Source organism: Haloarcula sp. S1AR25-4 (assembly GCF_031624555.1).
Lineage (GTDB): Archaea > Halobacteriota > Halobacteria > Halobacteriales > Haloarculaceae > Haloarcula > Haloarcula pellucida.
This window is the reverse complement of record NZ_JAMQOR010000004.1, coordinates 235,958-256,523: the sequence shown is the minus strand read 5'-3', so window position 1 is coordinate 256,523 and position 20,566 is coordinate 235,958. Positions and strand designations below refer to the sequence as shown.

The 20,566-nt window shown below is 63.3% G+C and carries 21 protein-coding genes; 12 read left to right on the top strand and 9 right to left on the bottom strand.

Annotated features, from left to right (window positions below; all coding sequences use genetic code 11):
• The first annotated feature begins 102 nt into the window (after window positions 1-102).
• A complete protein-coding gene (locus NDI85_RS18020) occupies window positions 103-1,221 on the top strand; it encodes a mandelate racemase/muconate lactonizing enzyme family protein (RefSeq protein ID WP_188997470.1) in 1,119 nt (372 codons plus the stop codon).
• Here the strand turns inward: NDI85_RS18020 and NDI85_RS18015 are convergent.
• Genes NDI85_RS18015 through NDI85_RS18005 form a run of 3 tightly spaced genes read right to left on the bottom strand, consistent with a single transcriptional unit; the run spans window position 1,211 to window position 3,276 of the window.
• Entirely contained in the window at window positions 1,211-1,711 is a 501-nt protein-coding gene (locus NDI85_RS18015) for a GNAT family N-acetyltransferase (RefSeq protein WP_310916552.1), read from the bottom strand. The genes NDI85_RS18020 and NDI85_RS18015 overlap by 11 nt on opposite strands.
• A 40-nt stretch (window positions 1,712-1,751) precedes the next feature.
• A complete protein-coding gene (locus NDI85_RS18010; RefSeq protein WP_188997465.1) occupies window positions 1,752-2,282 on the bottom strand; it encodes a GNAT family N-acetyltransferase in 531 nt (176 codons plus the stop codon).
• Window positions 2,283-2,301: 19 nt separating this feature from the next.
• Window positions 2,302-3,276: an NADPH:quinone oxidoreductase family protein gene (locus NDI85_RS18005; protein WP_188997462.1), complete on the bottom strand. Its 975-nt coding sequence runs from the start codon at window positions 3,274-3,276 to the stop codon at window positions 2,302-2,304.
• 213 nt (window positions 3,277-3,489) lie between these two features.
• On the opposite strand from NDI85_RS18005, the gene NDI85_RS18000 reads away from it, so the two are divergent.
• The 6 genes from NDI85_RS18000 to NDI85_RS17975 all read left to right on the top strand — a co-directional run bounded on the left by NDI85_RS18000 (window position 3,490) and on the right by NDI85_RS17975 (window position 7,900).
• On the top strand, window positions 3,490-4,053 hold the full coding sequence (locus NDI85_RS18000; RefSeq protein WP_188997461.1) for an OsmC family protein: 564 nt from the start codon (window positions 3,490-3,492) through the stop codon (window positions 4,051-4,053).
• Between the two features lie 236 nt (window positions 4,054-4,289).
• Complete coding sequence (locus NDI85_RS17995) at window positions 4,290-4,538, top strand: acyl carrier protein (protein WP_188997459.1); 249 nt, start codon at window positions 4,290-4,292, stop codon at window positions 4,536-4,538.
• A gap of 3 nt (window positions 4,539-4,541) precedes the next feature.
• On the top strand, window positions 4,542-5,747 hold the full coding sequence (locus NDI85_RS17990) for a beta-ketoacyl-[acyl-carrier-protein] synthase family protein (protein WP_310916551.1): 1,206 nt from the start codon (window positions 4,542-4,544) through the stop codon (window positions 5,745-5,747).
• On the top strand, window positions 5,744-6,181 hold the full coding sequence (locus NDI85_RS17985; RefSeq protein ID WP_310916550.1) for a holo-ACP synthase: 438 nt from the start codon (window positions 5,744-5,746) through the stop codon (window positions 6,179-6,181). The genes NDI85_RS17990 and NDI85_RS17985 overlap by 4 nt, the downstream gene beginning before the upstream one ends.
• The gene (locus NDI85_RS17980; protein WP_310916549.1) at window positions 6,174-7,148 is read left to right on the top strand and encodes an ACP S-malonyltransferase; all 975 of its coding nucleotides are present in this window, start codon (window positions 6,174-6,176) and stop codon (window positions 7,146-7,148) included. Before NDI85_RS17985 ends, NDI85_RS17980 begins: the two co-directional genes overlap by 8 nt.
• 5 nt (window positions 7,149-7,153) lie before the next feature.
• Window positions 7,154-7,900 carry a 3-oxoacyl-ACP reductase FabG gene (locus NDI85_RS17975; RefSeq protein ID WP_310916667.1) on the top strand — a complete coding sequence of 249 codons (747 nt, stop codon included), beginning with the start codon at window positions 7,154-7,156 and terminating at the stop codon, window positions 7,898-7,900.
• On the opposite strand, the gene NDI85_RS17970 is transcribed toward NDI85_RS17975, so the two are convergent.
• The gene (locus NDI85_RS17970) at window positions 7,897-9,312 is read right to left on the bottom strand and encodes an aldehyde dehydrogenase family protein (RefSeq protein WP_310916548.1); all 1,416 of its coding nucleotides are present in this window, start codon (window positions 9,310-9,312) and stop codon (window positions 7,897-7,899) included. The two genes, NDI85_RS17975 and NDI85_RS17970, sit on opposite strands and share 4 nt — an antisense overlap.
• Before the next feature lie 175 nt (window positions 9,313-9,487).
• Between NDI85_RS17970 and NDI85_RS17965 the strand changes: the two genes are divergently transcribed.
• The 3 genes from NDI85_RS17965 (at window position 9,488) to NDI85_RS17955 (ending at window position 13,798) form a co-directional block, all read left to right on the top strand.
• The gene (locus tag NDI85_RS17965) at window positions 9,488-9,976 is read left to right on the top strand and encodes a universal stress protein (protein ID WP_188997445.1); all 489 of its coding nucleotides are present in this window, start codon (window positions 9,488-9,490) and stop codon (window positions 9,974-9,976) included.
• A gap of 779 nt (window positions 9,977-10,755) precedes the next feature.
• Window positions 10,756-12,576 (top strand): asparagine synthase-related protein, encoded by a 1,821-nt coding sequence (locus tag NDI85_RS17960; protein WP_310916547.1) that lies wholly within the window; start codon window positions 10,756-10,758, stop codon window positions 12,574-12,576.
• Between the two features lie 121 nt (window positions 12,577-12,697).
• A complete protein-coding gene (locus NDI85_RS17955; RefSeq protein WP_188997439.1) occupies window positions 12,698-13,798 on the top strand; it encodes a Gfo/Idh/MocA family protein in 1,101 nt (366 codons plus the stop codon).
• Between the two features lie 436 nt (window positions 13,799-14,234).
• Here NDI85_RS17955 and NDI85_RS17950 read toward each other — a convergent pair whose 3' ends face one another.
• The 4 genes from NDI85_RS17950 to NDI85_RS17935 all read right to left on the bottom strand — a co-directional run bounded on the left by NDI85_RS17950 (window position 14,235) and on the right by NDI85_RS17935 (window position 18,327).
• The gene (locus NDI85_RS17950; RefSeq protein ID WP_188997437.1) at window positions 14,235-14,627 is read right to left on the bottom strand and encodes a cupin domain-containing protein; all 393 of its coding nucleotides are present in this window, start codon (window positions 14,625-14,627) and stop codon (window positions 14,235-14,237) included.
• 5 nt (window positions 14,628-14,632) lie between these two features.
• A complete protein-coding gene (locus NDI85_RS17945; protein WP_310916546.1) occupies window positions 14,633-14,875 on the bottom strand; it encodes a DUF4242 domain-containing protein in 243 nt (80 codons plus the stop codon).
• A gap of 374 nt (window positions 14,876-15,249) precedes the next feature.
• Complete coding sequence (locus NDI85_RS17940) at window positions 15,250-18,126, bottom strand: tyrosinase family protein (RefSeq protein ID WP_310916545.1); 2,877 nt, start codon at window positions 18,124-18,126, stop codon at window positions 15,250-15,252.
• The gene (locus NDI85_RS17935; protein WP_166973906.1) at window positions 18,127-18,327 is read right to left on the bottom strand and encodes a hypothetical protein; all 201 of its coding nucleotides are present in this window, start codon (window positions 18,325-18,327) and stop codon (window positions 18,127-18,129) included.
• Between the two features lie 204 nt (window positions 18,328-18,531).
• On the opposite strand from NDI85_RS17935, the gene NDI85_RS17930 reads away from it, so the two are divergent.
• Window positions 18,532-19,338, top strand: coding sequence for a winged helix-turn-helix domain-containing protein (locus NDI85_RS17930; protein WP_188997431.1), 807 nt, complete (start codon window positions 18,532-18,534; stop codon window positions 19,336-19,338).
• Window positions 19,339-19,482: 144 nt separating this feature from the next.
• Here NDI85_RS17930 and NDI85_RS17925 read toward each other — a convergent pair whose 3' ends face one another.
• Window positions 19,483-19,863, bottom strand: a complete 381-nt coding sequence (locus tag NDI85_RS17925) for a hypothetical protein (RefSeq protein WP_188997429.1) — start codon at window positions 19,861-19,863, stop codon at window positions 19,483-19,485.
• Window positions 19,864-20,392: 529 nt separating this feature from the next.
• On the opposite strand from NDI85_RS17925, the gene NDI85_RS17920 reads away from it, so the two are divergent.
• The gene (locus NDI85_RS17920; RefSeq protein WP_188997427.1) at window positions 20,393-20,566 is read left to right on the top strand and encodes a DUF1059 domain-containing protein; all 174 of its coding nucleotides are present in this window, start codon (window positions 20,393-20,395) and stop codon (window positions 20,564-20,566) included.

The window sequence follows — 20,566 nt, the reverse complement described above, 5'->3', positions numbered from 1 at the left end:
CTAATTTTGGCCGGGCACGCCCGTAGACGAATCGATAGGGGGACGTAGCCATGCTATTTTCGATTCGAATAGTATTAATATTATTTCTCCTTCGCGTATCGTATGGAGATAACCGACGTGCGGACGGTAAAGCTCGGTGCCGAGATGGAGCGGCCGATTCAGAACGCGCGGGCGACCATGGAAGTCCGTGCGAGCGCGTTCGTCCTCGTCGAGACGGACGTGGGACTGACAGGCATCGGGGAGGGGTACGGTCCGAATCCGGCCGTGGTCGAAACAGTCGTCGAAGAGATACTTCGCCCGGTGTTGCTCGGCGAAGATCCGCTGGACATCGAGCACCTCTGGCAGCGAATGCTCACCGACGGCGGCTACTTCGACCAGAAGGGCCACGTGATCGCCGCCATCAGCGGCGTCGACTTGGCACTGTGGGACCTCGCGGGGAAGTATCACGACGCGCCGGTGTACGAACTCCTCGGCGGTGCGACGCGGGACGACCCGAGCGTGCGAGCCTACGCCAACGACCTCTACTGGGACGACCCCGAGAAAATGGCCGACCGGGCGGCCGAGTACGCCGACCGAGGGTTCCAGGGTGTCAAGATCCACATCGGTCGGAGTCGCGAGGCGGACGAACGCCGGGTGCGGGCAATCACCGACCGTGTCGAGGAGTGTGCGCTGATGGTCGACGCCAACTGCGGCTACGACGAGGCCGAGGCCGTGCAGGTCGGTGATATGCTCGAATCGTACGACGTACACTGGTACGAGGAACCCGTCCGCCCCCACGCCCACGATGCCTACAGTGCGCTCGCCGCTGAACTACGGGTCCCGATAGCCGGTGGGGAAAACGAGTACACGAAGTGGGGCTTCAGGCAGTTGCTCCAGCCCACGCCGGTTGACCAGTTACTACCCAACGTCACTCGATGTGGGGGGTTGACCGAAGCCCGTAAGATCGTCGCCCTCGCGGAGACGTTCGGTGTCGGTGTTTCGCCACACTCGTTCTCGACGGGCGTCAACCTGGCTGCGTCGTTGCACCTGCTGGGCTGTTCGCCGGCCTGCGAGTGGATCGAATGGGACGTGACTCCGTACCCACTCATCGACGAACTGCTGGTGAGTGACGTCGACGTCGACGCCGACGGATACGTGGCCCCGCCGTCAGATCCGGGCCTGGGGGTCGAGCTTCCCGACCGGGTTCTCGACCGCTATGACTTGTCGTCGGTCAGTTCGTAGTCGGTACGTCGCTGGGACTCCGGGACTGACTCTCGATGTCGTCGTCCGGGCCGTCGTCGAGGACCATCCGATTGAACGCCTCCGTCTCCCCGTCGACCTCGATCGTCATCGGGTGGCGTTCGAAGCCGCATTTCTCGTAGAACGGGACCAACCCGTCACGGGCAATCAGCGTTATCTGTGTGACGTCTTCGAGCGGTGGGTGGTCTGTGACCGCTTCGACGACGGCCCGTCCGACACCCGTCCCGCGGTACTCCTCGTGGACGATGACATCGTAGACGACGCCGTAGTAGCAGTAGTCGGTGAGTACACGCGCCGAGGCGACGACCTCGTCGCTCCCGAGGTCCAGTGCGTAGAGGTGTTCGTCGCTGTGTTCGATCGCGGTCTCGACCTGCTCTCGGTCCCGGTCCGCCCAGGATGCGTACGTTCTGTAACACTCCGTGACGCCTCGGACGACGTCGTCAGTGACACCCGATTTTATTTTGATATTCATAGAGCAAAATTATAGTGGAATAAGTTAAGATTTGTGCCAGTCACGCGCTGTCCCACTCGGACGAGAGGAGGCCGTAGATGAGCAGATCACGGTACTCGCCGTCTGTGTAGTGGTACTCGCGGAGACGCCCCTCCTCTCGGAAGTCGAACCGCTCGACGACTCGCCGGGAGGGGCCGTTCGCCGCGAAGATTCTGGCGATGACCTTGTGCAGTCGCTGGTCACCGAACGCGAACTGCAGGCAGCGGTCGACGGCTTCGGTGGCGTAGCCCTGTCCCTGGGCCTCCGGCACGAGCCAATAGCCGAGTTCCGCGTGGCCGCTCCGGGGCGCGATGTCGAAGAGGTAGACGAGGCCCAGAGGCGTCTCCGGGTCGTCGTCCGAACACACGAGCAGGTGCATCGTCTCGTCGGCCTCGACCCACTCGGCGATTCCGTCCCTCGAGAGCGCCTCGTTGATCGGCATCCGTCGCCACACGTGCGGGTTGTTCCAGTTCGATCGGACGAACTCGTAATCGCCCTCGTCGACGAGCCTGTACGTCAACCGCTCGCTGTGACAGAATACGGGTCCTGGCATCGGTGCGTACTCCGGGTATTCAGGGGATGAGAAGTAGCTTCCCAGTACTCTCGCGGTTCTGGAGGGCGCTGTGGGCAGTCCCGGCTTCCGAGAGGGGGTACCGGTCGCCGACGTGGACCGCCGCATCGCCGGACTCGAACAACGAGTGCAGTTTGGGGACGGCCTCTTTGACCCGTTCGGGCTGGGTTTCGAGTGCGTGTCCGAGGTGGTATCCCAGTACCGATTGGTTCTCGAAGAGCAATCGAGGGAGCGAGACCGACGGCACAGTACCGCTTGCCATGCCGTAAGAGACGATGCGGCCGCAGGACGCGAGGGCATCGAGCGCCTCGTAGAACGCTTCACCGCCGACCCCGTCGAGGACGAGGTCGATCCCGTCCCCGTCGGTGAGTTCCGCTAGTCGATCGGCGACGCTGGCCTCGGTGTAATCGATGGTGTCGTCGGCGCCCAGTGAGGCGGCCAGGTCGCGTTTCTCCGCCGTACTCGCCGTCCCGATCACCGTCACGTCTGACCGGGCGGAGGCTATCTGGACCGCCGCCGTGCCGACACCTCCCGCGGCGGCGTTGACGAGGACGTTCTCGCCGGCCTCCAGACCGCCCCACTCGACGAGCGCGTTGTGGGCGGTGAGAAACTGGACCGGCATCCCCGCGGCGGCCGGCGTGGAGACGGCGTCCGGGACCTCGAAAACGGTCTCTTCGTGGGCCAGCACGCGCTCCGCGTAACCGCCCCCGTCGACGAAGGCCGCGACCGTATCGCCCGTCTCGACGGACGTCTCGGGGCCCGTCGCAACGACGCGCCCGCTGACCTCGATCCCCGGGGTGTAGGGTGGCTGCGGGCCGTCTGGGTAGCGTCCGCGCCGTTTCTCGACGTCGGCGAAGTTCAGGCCGGCAGCGGCGACGTCGATACAGACTTGCCCTCGGTCTGGGGTCGGCGTTTCCCTCTCGACAAGTTCCAGGACCTCCGGTGCTCCGTGTGCCTGCGCTTGGATAGTACGCATAGTGGCGAGTTCTCTTTCAAATAACTATCTTATAAAATTTATTTTGCTGTCATCTGATACTGAAAGTTCTTTATTCAGGATGGTTGGTGAAATTGAGGCACTCCCCTCGATAAGTACGGCTGCGTATCTCTCACGCGAAGGAATGCAAATGGACATTATACGTCAATATGTCTTAATGTTCGCATCCGCCGTTTGGACCATTGGCGATTCGAAATGGCAACCACCGAAGAACGGATAGTCAATGGTGTCAACGTCTCGGGACTTGAAGATGCGGTCGAAGCGATCAGTGACGATCCCGGTGTTGGGATGTTCACGTTCCGGGCCGAAACAGAGTGGGAGAACGCGCTCAAGTCCGTGACGACGATCGACGAGTTCGACCAATCGGGGGAGACGATTCACACTCGGGAGTTCACGCTTCAGGGGGATGAACCCGAGCAGATCCTTGGCGAGCGCACCGGGCCGAATGCTGTCGAACTTCTGCTCGGCGCGCTCGGATCGTGCCTGAGCGTCGGCTACGCGGCGAACGCCGCGCATATGGGCATCGAACTCGACGATCTTCGATTCGAGATGGAAGGTGATGTCGATCTCAGAGGGTTCCTCGGTATCTCCGAGGACATCCGTCCCGGCTACGAGTCGATCACCTGCACGGTCTACGTGAACGCCGACGCGACCGAGAAGGAACTCGCCGAACTCCGCGAGCGCGTCGAGGCGACCTCGCCACTGGTGGACGCGATCACGAACGAAGTCCCGCTCGAAACCCACATCGTCGTAGAATAACGCCGATCGGTTCCTTGCGGTGTTTTTCTGTTCGCTCCGGCAGATTCTGAACTGTACGAAACGTGAGTTGCACAGCGTTTTCTGAATAAAGAAATCGTGCGACTATCTACTGCTATAGGAATCAGTATACATGAGGGGGACGTCTCCTGGAACCCACCCATAGGCTCGGTGAGTGCCCGAACGCCGGTTTATTGCATACCAAAAACCTTTAATTAGTATACAGTGATCGGAAATATATGCAGTCGACCGCAGCAGACCAAATCGAATCGATAATCTCGAACCGTCTGCACGTCGAGGAATCTGGCTTCGACGACGAGACCGTGATTACCGGAGAGAAACTGGACGCGGAGTCGCTCGACATCGTCGAGATCGCCGAGGCTATCGACGGCGAACTCGGGGTGTACCTCACCGTCGACGACATCGAGGAGATGCAGACGGTGGGTGACCTCAAGTCGTTCGTCGCGTCGGAACTCGAGGGGAACTAAGCGATGGCGGGGGATGTCGTCGTAACGGGCTTGGGTGCCGTCACGCCACTCGGGACGACGGCCGACGAAAGTTGGGACGCCCTTATGGCCACAGAGAGCGGTGCCGGTCCGATAACGCGATTCGACCCCGCCGACGCGAACTGTCGGTCCCACATCGCCTGCGAGGCGACGCTACCTGACGAGACACCGGTCGAGTCGGACCGAGTCGGCCGGTACGCGGAACTCGCGGTCACGGCTGCCGACGAGGCCATCGCGGACGCAGGTTTCGACCCCGCGGACCCCGACTGGGTGTCAGCGCAGGTCGGAACGAGCATCGCGTCTAGTATCGGCGGACTCCCAGAGGTCGAGGACACCATCGAAGACCGCGTCTCACCCCGGTTCGTCGTCAGGTACCTCTCGAATCTCGCGTCGAGTCAGGTGAGTATCGTCTTCGGCGCGGAGGGGCCCAACCGGGCCGCGTCGACGGCGTGTGCGGCCGGCGTCCATGCGATGGCAGACGCCATGCGGGAGGTCCGACGTGGCACGGCCGACGTGATGCTCGCCGGGGGGAGTGAGTCGATACTCAGCCCCCACGGCATCCGCGGGTTCGACGCGATGCGTGCGCTCAGCACGCGAAACGACCAGCCCGAACGCGCGAGTCGCCCATTCGACGCCGACCGCGACGGGTTCGTGATCGCCGAGGGGGCGGCCGTCCTCGTCCTCGAATCGCGTGCGCACGCCGAGAACCGTGGCGTGACGCCCATCGCCACCGTCGAGGGGGCCGGCCGGAGCGCCGACGGCGTCCACCCCACACGACCGCCGGACGACGCCGACGGTCTCGTCCGCTGTATCGAGCGAGCGCTGACCGACGCCGACGTAGACCCCGGCGCGGTCGACCACGTCAATGCCCACGCGACCAGCACCCCACGGGGAGACCAGCACGAGGCGACGGCACTGAACAGGGTCTTCGACGAGTGTCCGCCGGTGACGGGGACGAAAAGCCTCACCGGACACACCTTAGGTGCTAGCGGTGCCATCGAGAGCGTGTTCACGGCACAGACACTCCGCGACGGGCGGCTCCCCCCGACGGCGAACCACGAGACGCCGGATCCTGACTGTGACGTCCCCGTCGTCACAGAACCGCAGACGGCCGACGTCGACGTCGCGCTCAACGTCGCGGCTGGGTTCGGAGGGACGAACGGGGCCGTCGTCTTCACCGGGGCCAAATGACCGACGCCAACCCGACGCCGTTCGTCAGTAGCGGGCTGGACGTCGTCGCTATCGACCGGTTCGAGTCACTCCGTGCGGAGTTCGGCGAGTCGTTTACCCGTCGTCTCTTTACCGACGCCGAGCGCGCCTACTGCGAGGGGACCCGAGTCCCGTCCGAACACTACGCCGCCCGCTGGGCGGCCAAAGAGTCGTTCCGCAAGGCTCTCTCGGCATCCGTAGAGATGCCCCCCTTCGACGAAGTGGCAGTCGAACGAACCGGCGACGGGCCAGAATTGCGGCTCGGTGAGCGCGCGACGACGGCGCTCGCGGACTCGCTACGGGCCAACTCGGTGGCCCCAGAACGGGCAAGCGTCAGCGTCAGCCTGAGTCACGACCGCGCGTCCGGCATCGCCAGCGCGCACGTAACCGTGCTGGGACTCCAGAGAGATGCTTGAGGAAATCCAATCACACGACACCACGGGCGCAAAGCACGAAGAGGGCCCCACGACCGCCGTCCTGTTTCCGGGACAGGGGAGCCAGCAACCCGGGATGGGCCGGGCGTTCTACGAGGCGTGGCCGACCACGCGCGAGTGGTTCGAGACCCTGTCGGACGCCGTCGACGTCGACGTCACCGACCTGTGTTTCGACGGCGACGCGGCGACGCTCTCGACGACGGAGTACACACAGCCGTGCGTGTACACTGTGAGTGTCGCCACGTTCGCGGGGCTGGCCAGTCGCTACGGGGTCGTCCCCGACTACGTCGCTGGCCACAGCCTCGGACACGTCGGTGCGCTCACGAGCGCCGGCTGTCTCGACCCGACAGAGGGAGTCGAACTCGTCCGCAAACGCGGGCGGCATATGCAGCGGGCCGCCGAACGCGGCGGCGACGGCGTGATGCTGGCGGTCATCTGCCGGGACCCCGCCGTGGTCGAGCGGGCCTGTGACCACATAGAGGGCGTGAGTCTCGCCGCCCGGAACACGGACAGCCAGACGGTCGTAGCCGGTCCTGCCCCGTCGGTCGAGCAGGTACGGGACCGCATCGCCGACAACGCACGGGCTCGGTTCGCCGAACTCGACGTGGGGGCCGCGTTCCACTCGGCGGCGATGGAGCCCGCCGCGACGGCCTTCGAGGAGGATCTAGCCGCGATGACGTTCCAGACAACCGCCGTTCCTGTCGTCTCGGACGTCTCCGGCGAGGTGTACGGCGGGGGCGAGCGGGCCGCCGACGAACTCGGCACGCAAGTCGTCGAGACCGTCGACTGGCGTGCCGTCGTCGAGACGCTCAGGGACCGGGGAGTCGAACGGTTCGTCGAGGTACCCCCCGCCGGCACTCTCTCGAGGTTCGTCGACACACGCTGCCCGGACCTCGAAACGATACCGCTGGAGTCGCCCGCGGACGCGGCGGAGGTGTTCACGGCGTGACGTCGATGGCCGACGAGGTGGTCGTCATCACCGGCGGGACACGTGGTATCGGCAGGGCGACGGCCGAGGCGTTCGCCGACCGACAGGCGACGGTCGTCGCGACGTACCACAGCGACGAGACGGCGGCGGCCGAGACGCGGGCCGCGCTGGCCGAGCGCGCCGACCACGACGACGTCGGCACCCGTCAGTTCGATGTCGGCGATCACGAGGCGGTCACAGACGCCATCGCCGACGTTGCCGACGAGTACGGCCAGCCGACGGTACTCGTCAACAACGCAGGGATCATGTCCAACGGTCTGCTCGTCCGGATGGACCCGGAGCAGTGGGAGCAGGTACTGCGGACGAACGTGACTGGGACGTTCAACTGCACGCGAGCGGTGGCCCGCCGGATGCTCAGGGGCGACGGCGGGCGTATCGTCAACGTCGCCTCCGTCGCCGCACAGCAGGGCTGGGCCGGCCAATCCAACTACGCTGCGAGTAAGGCCGCAATCGTCGGGTTCACGCGTTCTATCGCGAGCGAACTCGGGGGGAAGTCTATCCGAGTGAACGCCGTCGCGCCGGGGTACACACGGACGGATATGTACGAGGAAGAGCTCTCGGACGCCACAGCGGAGGTCGTGGCCACAGAGACCGCCACGGGCGAACCGGCCTCCCCAGAGGACGTCGCCGAGGCGATCCTGTTTCTCGCGAGCGAGCGGTCGTCGTACGTCCACGGCGAGGTCCTCAGAGTCGACGACGGCCTCGTCGGCTAGCCGTCGAACGGCGTGTCTGTCTCGCCGACAGCGTACTCCTCGAACACTGACTCTGGATCACAGTCCCGCTCGGTGGTCGACCTCGCGATGGTCGTCACGTCGAGGAAGGTACGGTAGGTCAGGTTGCCATCGGACTGGTTACCGGCCCAGCTCCCCCCGCCCAGCGAGAGGGTGAACGGCAGGCGGTTGTGCTTGCCGCCGGCCAGTGCGATGCTCGGCTGGTTGACGATGAGACGGCCGACCGGGAGCCGTTCGGCGGCGGCCCGTATGTGGTCGTCCCGGGTCGTGTAGACGCCACAGGAGTGGCCCCGTCCCTCGTAGGCTAGAATCGCATCCGTGACGTCCAGTCCCGTCTCGAAGTCGGGGACGACCGTCGTGGTCAGAACCGGCGAAAGCGTCTCCCCGAACAGTGAGTGGGGAACCGAGAGGTCATCACCGTCGACGACCAGTAGGTCGGTCCCAGCGGATACCGAGAACCCGGCAGCGTCGGCGATGGCCGCCGCGTCGGACCCGACTAAGTCGCGGTTGACAGAACCGTTCTCGTCGAACAGACACGCTGTGACCGCATCGCGCTCGGCCTTCGAACAGCGGTAGGCACCGGTCTCCTCGAGGGCCGTCAGTACGTCCTCCGCGACCGCCCGGTGTAAGACGGCCGTGTTGGCATTGACACAGGTCGCTCCGTGGTCCAGCGTAGCGCTGGTCGCTATCTCGGTGGCCGTCGTGGCGACTTCGACAGACTGGTCGACGACGGTGACGACGTTGCCCACGGCCACGGCGTGGTTGGGAGTCCCGGACTGCTGGACGATATCAACGACGCTCTGTGAGGCCGTCGCCTGTGCGAAGTCGACCGCCGCGGCGAGTTCCACGACGTTGTCCCGCGTCGCGCGGTCGGAGACGACCTGTACCAAGTCACGCGGCGCGTCGGCGCGTGCGAGTTCCGCACGGATGAGCGAGACCGCGTGCTGGCAGGCGTCTCTGGTCCCGGGCGCTGGCGAGAAGACGACGGCGTTGCGCCCCTTCACCGCGAGCATCGCCAGATGGGGGATGGTGGCAACCGGGTTCGTCGCCGGGAGGAACGCCCCGATGACGCCGACGGGCTTTGCGATGTCGACGAGCCCTTCGCGCTGGCGGATGGTCCCGACCGAGGGTGCACCGCGCATATCCTCCAAGGCGCCGACTATCTGTCGCTTCGTCTTGAATACCTTGTCGTCGACGTTGCCGACGCCGGTCCGCGAAACCGCCTTCGCTGCCACGTCGCGGGCAGCGCCCTCACGGTACAGTGCCCACCCGACCGCTTGGGTCAGTTCGTCAACGCGGGACTGTCCCACGGCGTCGATTGTTGCCTGTGCGTCCCGTGCACGTTCGACCTGCGTTGCGATGGTTTCCTTCGATTCCGATTCGGAGCCAGTCACTGTAACCGCCTTCTCTACGATTCATTTTAACACTTTCTAATAGAAATATATGCCATCCGGCCCGTGCTGAAGAACGGTGCGGCGACCCGCGCCGACATCCACTCCGAATAATTACTATGAAGGTAGTAAATAGAAGAGAGAATATTTACAGCTACAGATCGTTGCGCCTAACCAAATGTGTGTAGACACCAGAAGCCCGAGTGTTCGGCCACTCGATACCGTGGTGCTCGCCGTCGGTAACCGCGATGACACTCGTGTTACGGCGCTTATCGAGACAGTGTGTGAGATCGCGTCCCCGGAGAACACGCGGGTCATCATCGCCCACGTGTTCGATGCACAGTCCTACAAGGAAGTCGTCGAACAGATGTTGGACACGCCCACAGCGGAGGTCAAACCCGACGAGTTGGCTGCACGGATGGCGATCACACAGGAAATAACGGACCAATTCGAACAGCGTGCAATCGAGTGTGAACCGCGTGCCACGACCGGGACCAGCGGTGAAGGGGTCGTCTCGATCGCCAAAGATGTCGATGCCGATCGGGTGGTCATCGGTGGGCGACAGCGCTCTCCGGCGGGGAAGGCTATCTTCGGGAGCACTGCACAGGAAGTGATGTTGAACGCACCGTGTCCAGTGACGTTCGTTCGTGACCGTCCAGACGAATGACAGCGACAGGCAGTAGCACACCGTCTCAGTCAGCAGCACGCAGCGTGGTGTGGTTGGAGCACGGACAACCGCATCGCAACGTATCGACGCGGGACTGACCGCGCCGGGACCCGTATCACAACAGTTTCCATACGGGACGTCCCCCGAGGCGATGGTGGCCGACTCGTCTACATCGTCTCGGCCTCGACTGGACTGAACGGATCGCCGTTCGGGTTCGGTGGCCGTCGACGTCGTCGTGTGTCGGCCATCTTTGACAATCTGATGGTATTTCAACCGTACCTCTGTTAGTGTTGGACGTTCCGAGCGTCAATCGCGTCGTCCCGAGACGGGACTGAGTACGACTGCACCACCCACGGCAAACCCGCTATCTGCCTCGACCACCGCATTCAGACGAGTCGATGGCGTTCCCACACCGGCTCGCTGTCCGGGAATACAGCCGCCGTCGGCCGCGTCGCTAATTCGACACACCGTGGAACCGCCTCCAGTCAGCATGGAAACCGCCGGTCGGGTTCTCGCACCGAGTACGCCGCAGTCTGTCTCGACGGTATCGGCGACGAGTTCTTTCGAGACGGTCTGATAGAAGGAGTCGTCTCGTTCCGTCCCAGCGGGCTCGGCCGACTGGTTCGGTTCGTAGACCGACCGGGGCCCGCGCTGTTGGAGCAACCCGCCGTCGCTTCGCAAACTCGCCGAGTTAGACAGCTCCTACGGCCGTTTCTTTCACTGTGGGACGACTTCGAATACGCCGCATAACAATCGTAGCACTTCGTCACACCACGGCTATGGTTGGCATCGTCGTCGCCAGCGGGCCCACTGCAACCGCCGAATCACTCGTCGAATCACTCCATCAGGAACCGTGGTACGAGGTCGAAACGGTCACGGCAGGGGGGACCGAACTGGGACTGGTCCACCACGGGGCGAAGGACCCCGAAGGCCACACAGTCTTGCGAGCGGACGGTCGAGCGGGCGTCGTCCACGGTGTCGTCTCGAACCGAGCGGACCTCGGATACGGGACCGATCAGGCCCTGCTCAGCGCGCTCTTAGAGCGACCACGCGAGGTTCTGCCCGAATTGAACGGGCCGTTCCTGGTGGCGTGTGTCGACGCCGACGGGCGCGTGCTGGTCGCCAGCGACCTGCTGTGCTCGCGGCCCTGTTTCTACGCCGAGACGGATGACGGACTGGTGGTGGCCTCGCAAGTCGGGGCCGTCGCCGACCACCTCGATACCCTCTCTGTGGACCCGCGTGCGGTCGGTGACATGCTCTCCTTTGGCGGCGTTCTCGGCGAGAAGACGCTGCTAGAAGAAGTGTCGGCGCTCCGCCCGGCGACCCTGCTGACGGACGACGGGACGGTCACGACCGAGCGGTACTGGCAACCGGACTACGGGACGAAACCCGTCGAGGGGTACGTCGAGGAGACCGTCGAGCGGTACCGCGAGGCGGTCGGCAACGTGGCCGACACGCTGACGGGTGACGTGAGCCTGTGGCTCTCGGGCGGCCTGGACAGCCGGACGCTGGCGGCGGCACTAGCCGAGCAGGACGTCGAGTTCGACACGTTGACGTATGACAGCAACCCACGGGACGGGAGCAACGTCAAAATCGCCCGGCAGGTTGCGGACCATCTGGACGCGGACAACGAGCGGGTCGTCTTCGAACCCGGCGACTTCGCAAAGCAGGTCAAACGCGGTATCAGGGTCACCAGCGGGCTCAAGCCGTGGACGGTGTATCTCCACCCCGACTACATCATGGACCGACTCCACGACAGGACCGACATCGTGATGGAGGCGGCCCCGCAGGGAGAACTGTTCGGCGAGCAGCCCTGGCTCTACCACTTGACTGGCGTCGACTCGGCCTTCGAGGGCATCAGGCGTCTCGGTGGAAGTGTCGGGAGAGACACCATCAGGAACCTCGTGGCCGGCGACGCCGACCCGCACGACACTATCGAAACCGAACTCACCGAGAGCGAAGGGGACTCACAAACCGAGACCGTGATGGACGTGTGGTACCGCAACTTCTGTTCGAACACGCACTTCCGGTCGAGCGAACTCTACCGGAGTCAGGTCGGGATGCGACTCCCCTGGATCGACCGGTCGCTGTTAGACCACCTGGCGAAGATGCCGCACAGACAGTTCCGCATCGGGTACGTGCCGGGCACGAACGGGCGCATCCCGCGTTCGATGGCACCGTTGAAACAGGACGTGATCAACGAGATGGACCCCGGACAGGCCGGGATTCCCTACGAGCGGACGCGCCTGCCACTGACCCGGCCGATGTGGCAACACGACGTTACGTTCGTCGCTAAGCGCGTCGGCTGGAAGCTACTGGGCGATGGTCGTCCAGAGGGACACCTCGGGGCCTGGTACCGGGAAAACGAGGCGGTCCGGCAGATCATCGACGGCTGGATAGACGACGCCTGCGACCGAGACGTGTTCGACGAGACCACACTCCGGAGACTTCAGCGAGAACACAAGCAGGGGCAGGCCGGTCACCTGCACGCGCTCTCGGTGGTGACGACCGTCGAGTGCTGGCTGCAGGAGTACGCCGACACCGTCGGCGTCGCCGAGATCGCCGACGCGGAGGCGACCACCCCGCGTGCCACGGACTGACGCCGAAGCGGCGTGGACTGCTCGACCCGGTTGCTGGCCGCCGGAGAGTGGTGTCGTCGGCGCCTGTCTGAGCGGAGTTGGCGCTCTATAACAATGGGGGCACCGACGAACACCGGAGACGATGACACTCCGGACAGCAGTGGTCGGCGGCGGCGTCGTGTCGGAAACGCACCTCGATGGAATCGTCGCCTGTCCCCAGACAGCGCTGGTCGCGGTCTGTGACATCGAGGAACGGCGGGCCCGTGCGATGGCGGCCGACAACGACGCGGCCGTCTACACCGACTACGAGCGGATGCTGGACGAGGCCGACGTTGAGTGGGTCCACCTGTGTACGCCGGTCCAGACCCACCTCGAACTCGCGCTCGGGGCGGTCGAGCGCGGGATTCCCGTGTTAATCGAGAAGCCGATCACGGAGACCGTCGACGAGTACGAGCGTCTAGCGAGTGCGGCCCGCGAGTACGACGTGCGCGTGAGCGCGGTCCACAACCACAACCTGACGCCCGTAATGCGGGCACTGACCCGGCGGGTCGAACGCGGCGACGTCGGTCAGGTCCGGGCCGTCGACCACATCCACACCGGAGACACCCCGCCGGACGCGGTCATGCGCGGCGAGTGGGCCTTCGAACTGCTGGGCGGCGAGTTCGAGGAGGGACTCCCGCACCCGCTTTACATCCTCCTGCGTGCCGGTGGCTACCCTCGCGACGAGTCAGCGATACAGGTCCAGACCAGTTGCCACCGCGAGTACGACCGCGATTTCGGCTACGATACCGTCCAGTTGCAGTACGTCAGTCAGGACGACGTGCAGTGCAGCGCGACCCTCATGGGCGGGGGCATCCCGAACAAGGTGGTCTACGTCCACGGCGAGGAGGGGACGCTCGTCGCCGACATCGTCTCACAGACGCTCGTCTCGCTAGACCGGGACTACAGCGGGTCGTCGATAGGGCGGGCGCTGAACAACCTCGACCGCGCGGGCGACCGCGTGTGGGGAACCGCCCAGAACGCCCGTGCCGTCGCCGAGCGGGCAGCGTTCGGCGAGTGGCCGATTCAAAAAGAGCTGAACGAACACTACTACCAGTTCGACGAGGAGGCAAGCGCCATCCTGAACGACGACCCGATGCCGATTCCGCTGACCGAGGCCGGGTGGACGATGCGACTGCTCGAATCCATCCGCGATGCGGCCACCGAGGGACCGGCCGTCGCCACCCCGACCCCGGAGGATTGAGTCGCTTCGCACTCGCCCGGGGTAGCGGCGTTCGACCGCCCAGAGACGGCCATTTGGCGAGTGGTACTGAACGTCTCGCTGGCAGATTTGCCAGTCAACGGTGTCACCGGCATCGATGTGTCCGGGTTTGAACGAGCCCATACCGCAACCCGCGACACGAAACGGACACATCTCACGAGACAACAGTTACGACGTCGGTTGGCTCTTCGCGCCTCGTCACCTCGAAGTCGGACGCGGCGTAGCCACTCTGCTCGTGTGCCTCCTGGGTATAGATCTCGCGCTGTCCGAAGTAGAACTCGCGGTCGGCCTCCGGGAGCCACAGGTGGGTAACTGTTCCACAGGGTAATCTTACAGAGTTGGGGAGAGTCGGCTGACGGGTGGCCCGCCTTCCTGACTGGAGTGGTACCGCCCAGATGAACGGTGGAGTGGACTGTCCTTACGCACTCTCTTCCATTTTGTTCCGAATGTGAGCGATGACCTCCCCGTGTTCGTGTTGTGGACTAAATAAAACGAAGTCGGTATCTTCGCCGGCTCGGAGCGTATGCCCCGGCGGCCAATAGAACATATCGCCGCCTCTGTCTACTTCTTCACTGCCGTCGGTATAAGTGACAGTCAGTTCGCCGCTTACGACATATCCCCAGTGAGGACACTGGCAAAGGTCGTTTTCCAGTCCGTCAAGGAGTGTGGAGATATCGGTCCCTTCTGTGAGCGTGAAATATTCTGCGGCGATGTGACCATAGTCGGTTGCATCACCGAAATCCGGTTGGTGGCGAGCGATAGCGGCTGGGGTGTCGATTCTGGCCGGGATATCTTCTTTCGCTACTTTCATTGGTTTCAGCTCCCCTCGCCCTGCTCAACCTCGAAGATCTCGTCTGCGGTGAGACCGTGTGCTTCTTGGTGAACTTTCTCACCCGCTTCTTTGCTTGGGCCTTCGAACAGACAGAAGACGGCACCTTCGTCCTCGTCGACCCAGTAGTTCAGGTATTTCACCCCGTGTTTCTCCTGGGCCTCGACGTCTTTCTTGTGAGCCTCTACAACGTCTTCGACACTGGCGTCCACATCTCTGTGGACGTCCATGAATAGTGGCATGGCACATAGCGATACAGTGGTAAAATCATTAACTTCCCAACAATTTCACGCAAAGTCGACTATTGACTAAGCGAGTGACACCCCACAGTCACGACGCTCAATACGGATTGGTAGATTGGAGTCCGCAGTGATACATCATTGCCCTGTACCGAACGATAACTACCCCTTCTAACTGAACGCCAGCTGAATCTACGTACGCGCGATGTATTCAGCAAGACTGTTGAAACCGATCACCGCTTGAGGGTTTCAACAGGGCCGTATACTCGTATCCGTCGTCGGTCGGAGCACTCGCGGGGCCCGTCGAAAACGGCGAAAACGTGTGCCGCCGTCAGCCGACGGTGGGGTGCGGAGTCGAGCGCGTCTCAGTTCCCCCCGGTCCGTTCGAGACACTCGCGGACGATCTCCGGATCGATCCCGTTCTCGTGGAAGTACTCTTCGAGGGCATCGTTGCGGATCAGACAGGGCAGCAGTTCCGACAGCGTGTCGCCGCCGCCCGTTCCCTTCCTGCTCGGGAGCGGGTCGTCGCCACCGGTCCAGACCGACCCCGTCGCGAGCGATTCGCGGGTGAAGGGGTCGCCGCTCAGCGTGGTTCCCTCGACCTGCACTCGGAAGGCGTGGCGCCCTTCGGCGGCGTCGTCGACGTTCGCTGCGAAGGTCCCGGGTTCTGTGCGTGCCAGCCGGACCGTCTGGCGAGTGCCGTCGGGACGGACGTGGTCGGCGGTGACCGTCGCATCCGACAGCGGCAGTCCCGATTCGTCCAGTGCGGCGGTCAGTGCTAGCGAACTGCCCGGCTCGAAACTCGACTGCTGGACCGAGGCGTCGAGCGACAGGTTGCTCCGGGCGTTGACCGACAGATTGTACGGGACTCCGCTGGCGATGGTCCGTTCGTACTCGTCGATGTTCGTCTCCTCGAGTTGACCGAGATACCGGTCGAACCCCTTCTCGTTGATCCGCAGGTGGACTGTCCACTCGCCAGCACGGGCCTGTCCTTCGCCGGTGTCGTAGGGCAACTGGAGCCTGAAGGCGTCGACCCGCTCGCCGTCGACGAACTGGCCGCCTGAGCCCGTCATGTCGCCGGGTTCGAGAACGACGCCGTCGGGCGTCTCGACCGCCACGTCGAAGACGTGTTCGCCCGGCGATAGCACCACCACGTCGACGCCGAGGTCGGCGCTCGATACGTCGAATGGCATACTGAGGACGCTGTCGCTCGTCTCGGACTCGGGTCGGAGACGGCCCTGCGGGTCGACGACCACCTCGCGGTTGGTGATGCCGGCGAGCACCTGCAGGAAGTACTTATCGAGCAGGAACCGGTCGTCGTCAGAGAGCTGCCCGCTGACGAGCACGTACCCTTCGTCGGGGCCGCCGGCGTTCGTGAGCCGCTGGAGCGCGTTCGGACGCACCTGCGAGGGCGTGCCGAGACCGACCGCGAACGTCTGGTCGTCCGTCCCACTGGGTTCGAGGTCGGCGATGTACTCTGGCCGGTTCTCGCGACCGTCCGTGAACACCACCATGGCCCGCTCGTCGACGTCCGAAGCCGCCGAGAGGAGCGACCGGCCGGTGATGACGCCGTCACCTATCGAGGTGTATCCGGCGTCGGTCGCGGGGTCGGGTTCCGTCGGTGAGAGTGCCCTGATCGTCGTCCGCGCGTCCGAGCGGGCCGACGAGCCTTGTCCGCCGAGTTGCCGCATCGACAGCGCCGGCGACGCGTCGGAGTGAAACGTCGCGATGCCGAGGCTGTTGCCCGCTGGCAGCAGGTCGAGGAACACCTCGGCGGCGTCCCGGAGCACCTGTACCCGGGTGCGGTTGCCGTCGCCCGACGCCGAGGCCATGCTCCCGGACTCGTCCAGCACTACCGCGACTCCCGCGGTCGGTTCGGAGATGGTGTTGGCCGTCAGCTGGACCGTCCAGCGCTCGTCGGTCTCGGGGCAGTAGATCGTCGCCGACCCCGAGGCGTTCGTCCCCGGCGACTGTCCGGTGTAGGTGAGCCAGACGTTCGCCTCCGTCTGGGCCGTCTCCGCGTCGGTCGAGTGTGTCCTGGTCTTCATAGCCGGTTTGACCGAGAAGGGGGCGGTCACGTCCTCGACTTCGAGGGTGACGGACGTCTCGCAGCCGACGACCTCGAAGACCGCCGCTCGCGAGGTTTCGCGACCTTCAGGGACGTCGTTGAAAGCGAGCGTGGTGGGCGACCCGGCCGGTCGCGTCAGTTCGACCCGCGGCGGCGACTCGTCGTAGACGTATCCCATCGAACGGTAGTCGATCGTCGTTCCAGGGTCGATGTTCCACGGCGGCATCTGGGTCCCGAGCTTGTGGCCGTCGGGCGCGTTGCTGTTGGTCGGCGGGAACTGCTCGGCGTCGGGGTGACGCGCCTGCCAGTCCGCCCAGAGTTTGTCGATGAAACAGTGGTGCAGGAAGAATATCGGGTCGTTCGGCGAGGTCATCGGACCCATGTCGCCGCCGATCCAGACGTGGCCCTGGTTGTGCAGGTACGCGCTGCTGGATGGCTGGTCCGACGGCGAGTCGAAGTTATCGGCGGGCGGCGGCTGCCAGCCCTCGAGGACGTTCCGGAACGACTGGGTTCCCCAGTCGAATCCTTCCTCGTAGAAGTTCTCGATCTGCAGTGCCGCCTCGACCGTCTCGGCGTCGGGCAGATCGTCGACCGGGTCGAGACTCCGCCGGAGCCGCACCTCGTCCGAGGAGTCGTACTCCACGAGGGAGACCTCACCGAGCGGCGTTCTCTCGTGACGGTATTTGATCCACCAGTCGTACGAATCTGACGGGTCCAGCCCGTCCTCGACCGGTCCGACCGAGTGGTTCGACGCGTCCTGATCGTCGTCGATCGACAGCTCCGTTATCCCACCGAGCAGTCCGTCCGTCGGGTCGTTCGGGTCGCCGCTCAGTACCGGTATCTCCTCGGGCTGGCCGAACGAACCCGACTTCTCCGCGTCCGCTGTCCAGTCCCAGTACGGCAGCGTGACACCCGGGACCTGCTCTTGGAGTTTCTTCTCGAACTCGCGGATGTACTTCCTGTGCCACGGGAGAAACGCCGGTCCCCCGTGGGCGTCGTTCCGTGGCCCCTGTCCCTTGGAACGCCAGGACCCCGACTGTTGCTCGTAGGCCGTCTCGAAGTGCGTCTTGACGAACCTGTCGTACTCGCCGCTGTCTTTCAGTTTCCGGACCGCGGTGACGAAATCGCGCCGCTCGTCCTCCGTGAGATCACGAACACGCTTACGACAATCCATCTACCACACCTCCGGATCGTCGTCGATCAGTGTCTTCGCTATCTCCTCCAGCGAGAGGTACTGCTCGTACGGCCGCTCCGGCGTCCAGTACGTGCCGTCACTGTCCGAGACCGCTATCTCCGTCCCGTCTATCGCCAACTCGGGACCCTCTTCGTTCAGTACAATTTCGTGTCTCCCGTACTGCTTTGTTTTCTCTGCCATGGTGACCCATCACCAAGTTTCCAGTTACTTTCCAGTTACATAATAATTATTCAAGGTTTGTGATACACAATATATGTAAATCGTGGGACGGCGCTCCGGTATTCAGTAGAGCGGCGAGTCGAGTGCGCACGTCGGGCGGATGACCGTTCGATCGACGTTTCAACGGGGCACAGTCGTTATTAATTATTCATGTGTACTAGTACCATGGGGCAATATAGCAGTGAGACGCCAATCGACGATATAGCATACCTCACCCGATCCGAACACCGCGCGCCAACGCTTATCGCGCTCACGGTTCGTCCCCGGAGTCGCTCCGAACTCTGGGAGATGACCGGCGTTTCGGAGTCCACGATCAGACGTACGCTTAGCGAGTTCGAGGAACGCGATTGGGTTCAAAGGGACGGGTATCAGTACGAAGTGACACAGCTGGGCGCTTTCATTGCTTCAGCGATGGCGGAGTTGATCGACCGAGTGGAAACCGAACGGAAGCTACGCGACGTTTGGCGATTACTACCGGGCGAAGACAGCGGTTTCACCATCGATATGTGTTCGGATGCAACCGTAACGGTGGCCGAACCCGAGAATCCATCCCGTCCAATCGCTCGTTTCTGTTCGCTACTCGAGGACACAGAGCGGTTGCGATTTACCGGACTCGACGTTGCCATGCTTGATTCGTGTAAGCAGGAACTCTGTGAGCGAATCGTCGACGGCATGGAAACAGAGCTGATTAACCCGCCGAGAGTGGCCAATTACATTCGCTCGGACTGCCCGGGGCTGTTCTCGGAGGCACTAGAGAGTGGCAATCTCGACGTCCGACTACACGATGCGTTACCGCCGTTTGGGGTCAGTATCTTCGACGACCGAATCGCAGTAACTGGGTACGACCGCGAGGCTGTTACGGTTCGGGTTCTGGTCGATACTGACGACGCGGACGCACGTGATTGGGCGGAGTCGACGTTCACGTCCCACCGACGAAAGACTCCGATCCTCCCCATCGAGGACGACCTTTGAGGCGGTACTCGAACACCTCGACCACGACCGGACTGTTTGACGTTCGTCATATCCGACTCTGTTGAAACCCTCCATCGCTGAGGGTTCGCTGCGGTGGTGCTGAATACAGAGCCGTCGCTGTCACTCCGAAATCAACTCGCTTAGTTACCGGTAGACTCGCTCGAGAGCCCAATCGATGTCCAGCGGGACCTCCTCGCCGCTCACATCGAACCGTTTGAACCAACTCTCCGCCATGTCTCGTTTGAGCGCCGCTCTGATCCCCGCGTGTGGATCGCTCTCCACGAATCGTTGGAGCGATTCGCCGCTTTCCCAGGCAGCGACCGCCCAGAACTTCTTCTGGGTCAGTTTGGCGCGCAGGGCATAGCCGACCAGCCCAGCCGACTCGGCGAGTTGCGCTTCTATCTCCCGGGTATGCCAGAGAACTTTCGGCACGGTCCGGTACCCCGAGGGGTGCAGATACCCGACGACTCCTGTGAGTTCGGATTCCGGGTCAGGTTCATCGAAGGATTGCCAGGCAAACTCCATGGTTCCTGTTAACATACAACTATATCCGAGATAACCGTTCCGTCACTGCACCCCTGACAGCGGTCACGAGGGACCGACAGTCGTCGGTGGTGCCGACGACAATTCGTGGGAGTGCTTGCTGTAGTCATGCGCTGTATTCGGCACGCGGAGTCTGTCAACTGCTGAGAGCGTCAGCGGAGTCTCGTATCCCCGCTCTCGGAGAGTTCACTGGCCGGAGTAGACGATGGGAGCGATATCGATCCCGGGGGTGGCCACGGCGTTCGCACTCGACTCCACGCGGGACGGTTGGGCCTTCTGAGGGCGGTAAAAAGCGTTCGTAACGGAAAAGAGAGAGTGGTGATCGACGGTGTGTCGCCGTCCAACCAACTCGTATGCGATGACGACAGGTTTGCATCACCTGCGCGATCGTCAACGACTGCCAACCCCGCAGGCATTACGGAGGGCGGTACCGGCTGCGCGACCATTACTAGTTAGTTATCTAACCCTTCGAGATCATACTACATCTTGCCGCAAGGCAACGGAAACGACAATGGCTGACGCATACAAGCTCGACTGTGAATCGGAAGCGGGCGATTGCCGATTCATCGTTCAGTCGGAAGACGAAACCGAAGCGATCGAACTGGCCAAGAAACACATGCGAGAGGGTCACGGACAGGACTACTCGGACGACGAACTCCGGGAAGAACACCTTCAGGTGGTCTAA